Below are 5,320 nucleotides of genomic sequence, written 5' to 3' on the forward strand. Positions count from 1 at the left end.
CGCTCCCCGCCTTCGAAGGCGTCGAAGTTAATCTGCAGTTGAAAGGCTGACTTGGTAGCGGTCATAACTGTCCGCCCCTCCACCGCAGTCTGCCAGGCTCCGCGGCCCCGCTCATAACGCAAATAGATTTCCGTGCGGGCCGTTGTCGGATCGTTTTCGGCGACCGAACAGATCGTGTGCTTTTTAAAGCCAACGACCGTACCGAGCGGATCGAGACGCCAGGTGCCATTGTCGCGCTTCATCGTCACCGTCACCTGCTTCGTCACAGGGTCGATGCGAACGAACCGCTCGAGATTGCCGGGCTTCAGCACCATGGTCGGCATAGGCGGAGAACCCTCCGGCTCGCCAAAGGCTGGCAGCTTGTCGTCACCGGGTTGAGGCATTCGGATCGGCAGATGCAGTTCGCTTGCTCTTGCCTGCACTGTCAATGTGGCGCGCTCCGGCGCGGGGAAGGCGATCGGCCAATAGGCGGTGGACACAGACAGCCGGATCCGGTGCCCAGGCGGGAATGTATACCCGACCTCGTTCATTGCGAGGCGGATGCGATATGATTTTCCAGCTTCCATCGGCTGGGGTTCTTCGTGGCTGTCGCGGTGCGACAGGTTGAGCAGTCCATAGGTGACCCGGGTGACTTCACCTGACGGGCTGACATCGGACAGCCGAACCGCAAGGATCGCAGTCGGCTTGTCGCAGCTGATCTCAACTTCAAGAACAGGCGCGCCTAGAATCGGCGTCACTTCCGTCAAGGACTGGCTGTCAAAAACTAGGGAGCCGCCATCGTCCCACCGCTGATCAAGAGGCAGGTCCGGAGCAAGTGCACCACCTCCCCCCATCTGGTACGCGCACCATTCACCGCCCGTGATTCCAACCGTCTCGGGTGAACAGATTCCAAGAGTGGCTTCCGGCAGCGCCTGCTCGGACAACTGGCCCGCTCCCAACCTGAAGACCCGTTCCGTTACATGCGGTGACGGCCAACTGGGGTCCGCAACCCAGTGGCCAGGCCACTCATCGTAAGACGCCGCAGGCTCAACCCAATCCATCATCCAGCTACGCAGCATCGGTTCCTGCATGATGCCGGTATCCTTGCCCTTCAACCAGTGATCCCACCAGCGAACACATTCCTGCAGGTAGCCGATGGCGGGTCCGGGCGCACCTGAATTGGGGTATCTGTGCCCCCAGGGCCCAACCAGCCCTTTTCGCGGCCCCTTGAGTTTCGAGAGAAGCCGGAAAATGGCGTTGGAATAACCATCGGTCCACCCGCCGGTGGCGAAGACCGCGCAATCAATCGCATCGTAATCTTCGCAGACCGAGCCATGCTTCCAGAAATCGTCTCGGCGCTGATGGGAGACCCAGTCGATCAACGTCGGACGGACATTTTCCAGCCGCTTCATCCACATCGGGCGCCAGTGGTCATCGCCGACGATTTCGGGATCGGGTGACTGCGACAGCTGCGTGAAACAACCCGTACCCCACATCAACGTATCGTTGAGAAGACATCCTCCCATATAATGCGCATCGTCGGCGTAGCGATCGTCAGTCGAGCAGTGCGTGACGATCGCCTTCAGGCCCTTGGGCCGGCGCGCGGCGACTTGCAAGGCGCTGAAGCCACCCCAAGAAATGCCGATCATTCCAACGCTGCCGCTGCACCAGGATTGTCGCGTTATCCATTCGATGGCCTCGACAGCATCGTCCTGCTCTTGCTTGACGTATTCATCGTCGAATAGACCCTCGGAGTGGCCAGTGCCCCGTATATCCAAACGGATGCTGGCGTAGCCATGCGAGGCAAAATAGGGAAAGATTTGCTCGTCCCCCACCGCCGTGCCAATGCGCTTGTCGTAAGGGATATAGTCAAGGATGGCTGGAACTGGATTGGATGCCGCGTCCTTGGGCAGCCAGATTTTTGCAGCCAAACGCGTTCCGTCGGCGAGCGGAATATACACATTCTCCATGAGTGTGACGGGTAGCGGTCCGAGGGCACTCTTCATCGTTGACCGTCCACATAGAGAAAATTCCGCATTTTTCATTCCTTTTTCGGTTGAGCGATGTCCCGATCAGAGTGGGGCCCTTACGCTGCTCGCAAAGTTCATAGCAGACGTGTCTGGGGTTCAATTCAGTCCTGCTACTCTTCATGAGATTGCCACCTCCAGAAACATAGGGGGCGAGGGCGATAAGTTTGCGCCAAAAAAAATCACTTTTTGAAATGGCATCCGCAAGAATCGGTGGGTTTTGAATTTCACGCCAGGCACGACGCGGCTTGCGACGCACAACCGGGTCATGGTTGGAATGCCGATTAGACTCTTGGCTGCACGATTGAAGCCTCGTGTCTGGTACCCAAAATCTCCGTACCTCGATGAGTGCAGAACCTGGATCCCAGTGTCGTGGGTTGAAGGCACCGGTCGCCGGCTACGTCCGAGCATTAAGCAAGTGGCAGCCTGCGGAAGCGCCCCGGCAGAGCGGGATCGTAGAAATGGTCTAATGGCCCGTTGTCGGCATAGTGCCTATGCCATTTGTTTAAGGCGTTGCGGTCTAGTGTCACGCCCAAGCCCGGTCCCTCAGGCACAGCCACAACGTTGTTGGTTTGCCTGAACGGCCCCCCCTCGATTACATCTCCAATCTGCCAGCGGAAAAGGGATTGCGAGGGTTCCGTGATCCAGGGTGTGGCTGCCTTCACGTGCAAGTAGGCCGCGGTCGCGACACCGGCGTCGCCAGAATAGCACCAGTACCCAACGTTCATTGCCTGGCACGCACCGATGAAGCGTACAGCTCGCGTAATGCCGCCGAGCACGGCGAAATTGGTGACGATGGTATCAGGTACGCCAAGGTGGACTGCCTTGCGGACGTCTGGAACGTGCGTCGAGAACGGGATGGAAGAATGACGGCGAAGGACGGCCATCTCTTCGAAAGTGGCGACCGGGTCCTCGTAGTTGCGAATATTGTATGGCTCGATCTCGCGAAGGACTTGGATAGCGGTTGCAACCGACCATTGCATGTTGGAATCGAGGCGGATCATCGCCTTTGGCCCGAGCGCCTCGCGCAACGCTTTCACAGTTTCGATCTCAAGAATCGGGTCGCCCAGGATCAGTTTGCCCTCAAACATTGTCGAACCGTGCGCGTCACGCATTGCCAAGCAATAGTCCGTGATTTCTCGCGGGCTTGTCTCGCCCCCTGCTCTGAATCCGAAATACTCAGTGAACGGGATGTGCTTGCGGACAGCGCCGCCCAATAGCCTATACAGCGGCTCACCTGAGGCCTTTCCGCGAAGATCCCACATCGCTATCTCGATGGCGCCGAATGCTTTCACGGCCGAAGAATCGTCTGTGTTTTGGACCACCTGCCACGGCGGCAGGCAGACCGACTCGCATGAGGCAATATCAAGCGGGTCGTGGCCGACGAGACGCTCGCCCATCGCCGATATGTGGTGCAGCACATCGGTTGACGGAGATTCTCCCAGGCCGACGAGACCTTGATCCGTCTCGAGCTCAATGATGATCTTGGAGGTTCCGGGAAATTGCCCGGCCGACCACCACAAAGGCCGCTCCAGCGGAATGTTGATCGGTGTCGCTTTCAATGCGGTGATCTTCATTGTTCAGCTCCCCGGGCCTCTCGACCTATGCCGTCGGCGCCTTAACTTCCCAAGGCGCGACCCAGTCGCCGGCGACCCGCAATTCGACCTTCGCGTCGTCTTCGATAAGCTTACACACGGTCATCTCTCCGGCGTCATTGCCATAGCGCGAAGCCGCTTCCTTGAAACGGTCGTGCGTGGCGCGAGTCAGCTCGCCTCGCGTGCCCGTTTCGTTCATCAGGTCTTCGATCAGGCTTAGGTCTTTCAGGCAAAGCGCCAAGGGGAACGAGGGATCGTAGTGTCCGGCGAAGATTGAAGGGACATCGTGCTGCATGACAAAGCTGTCAGCCGCGCCGCCTTTCATGACCGACCACCAAACATCGGGCTGAAGGCCAGCAAGCTTGGCAGTGACCATGGCCTCGCCAATTGCAGCTGCGTGTATTTTCCAGAGCTGGTTATTGACAAGCTTCGCGACATAGCCATTGCCGTACTCGCCGACTTTCCGCAACTCACCCATCGCTTCGATGACGGGGCGAACGTGCTCGATGTGGACATCCTCGCCGCCGACGAACATAGGCATGTCGCCGCGGATAGCGGCATCGACGGAGCCCGTCACCGGCGCATCTACCGGGGCGCCTCCTTTGCTGCGAAACTCAGTTCCAAGCGTGCGCATGAGCTGGGGACTGCTCGTCGTAAGATCGATCCAATACTTCCCTGCGCAACTCGTCGACAAAAAGCCTTTGTCGCCGCGCACTACCGCCTCGATCTCCTTTGGACCGAACACCATCGTTACGACGACATCGACCTGATCAAGGACGTCGGCCGGGCTCGTAGCGGGGGTCGCGCCCTTCTCTACCAACGGGGTGACGGCTTCCGGCCGAATGTCATAGACTACCAACTGGAAGCCTTTTCGAGCGATATTCAGTGCCGCATTGCGACCCATCATACCCAGGCCGATAAATCCTACCTTCATGACTTCTCTCCCCTTCATGACTTCTCTCCATCATACCTAAAAAACTTCATTAACGGTAAGTGTTGAACCTATGGACGCACGCCTTCACGATATCGGCTTGAATGTTGGGGAGTGCAGTGCCGAGGAACAGGTAAATGGCGAGCCGTATTCTTGGTCAAACTTCAAATCGAGGATTGAATTTTAGGCATTCACATGATGCGGCATCGCGGAGAGGGATTTCCACCAAACTGCGTCGTCAGCTGAAATACGAAGCACAGAAAGTCACTAGGGTTGAAATGTTACCATGCGCACGGGATCACGAAAGGAGACCAGATCTGCAAGGCGCTAGGACATGCGCAGTGATGCCACAGCTGAGGGTGTAGGTGTTTAGTCCCGGCATTAGCTGGAGCGGATCTACGATGAACTGTTGGGGCTGGTCAGCCCATGCTTTGCAGATGAACTCGTGGCGGCGTAAAGCCCCTTGAGGGTCTTGAGCTTGCGGGCGAAGTTGTAGATGGCGACGAAGTCGGCTCGATGGTGCGATTCGGCATCGATATCGCTGCCAAGCCAGATCGCAACATATTACGAGCAATCGCAGACACGAATGACGCGAGGGTGAAAATCGGTCAACGGAGGAAGAAAAAAGGGGGTGATTGATCAGTTTTGCGAGCGGGGCGTGTTGTCGGCCGCTCGATGGAAAGTGTCATTTGAGGTGGGGTCCCGGCCGCGTGCAGCTGAAAGACACGCTCGTCCAGTTCCTTGTCCACTTCCGTCAGACGATGATTGAGGCGAAGGTAGTCCGTCCA

3 protein-coding genes and 2 pseudogenes are annotated in these 5,320 nt (G+C 57.7%); all 5 read right to left on the reverse strand.

All coding sequences use genetic code 11. The annotated features are described in order from the left end of the window. A partial coding sequence (locus NKH06_RS31800) for a CocE/NonD family hydrolase (protein WP_352895101.1) occupies positions 1 to 1,985 on the reverse strand: 1,985 nt, incomplete at its 3' end. Positions 1,986 to 2,416: 431 nt separating this feature from the next. Further along, a complete protein-coding gene (locus NKH06_RS31805) occupies positions 2,417 to 3,583 on the reverse strand; it encodes a mandelate racemase/muconate lactonizing enzyme family protein (RefSeq protein WP_352895103.1) in 1,167 nt (388 codons plus the stop codon). Positions 3,584 to 3,608: 25 nt separating this feature from the next. After that, the gene (locus NKH06_RS31810; protein WP_352895104.1) at positions 3,609 to 4,535 is read right to left on the reverse strand and encodes an NAD(P)-dependent oxidoreductase; all 927 of its coding nucleotides are present in this window, start codon (positions 4,533 to 4,535) and stop codon (positions 3,609 to 3,611) included. A gap of 361 nt (positions 4,536 to 4,896) precedes the next feature. Further along, a pseudogene (locus tag NKH06_RS31815) lies at positions 4,897 to 5,051 on the reverse strand (IS481 family transposase); the annotation flags it as partial. An 89-nt stretch (positions 5,052 to 5,140) separates the two neighbouring features. After that, positions 5,141 to 5,320: pseudogene (locus tag NKH06_RS31820) on the reverse strand (MFS transporter); the annotation flags it as partial.

It is taken from the genome of Mesorhizobium sp. M1342, from assembly GCF_040317955.1.
GTDB lineage: Bacteria > Pseudomonadota > Alphaproteobacteria > Rhizobiales > Rhizobiaceae > Mesorhizobium.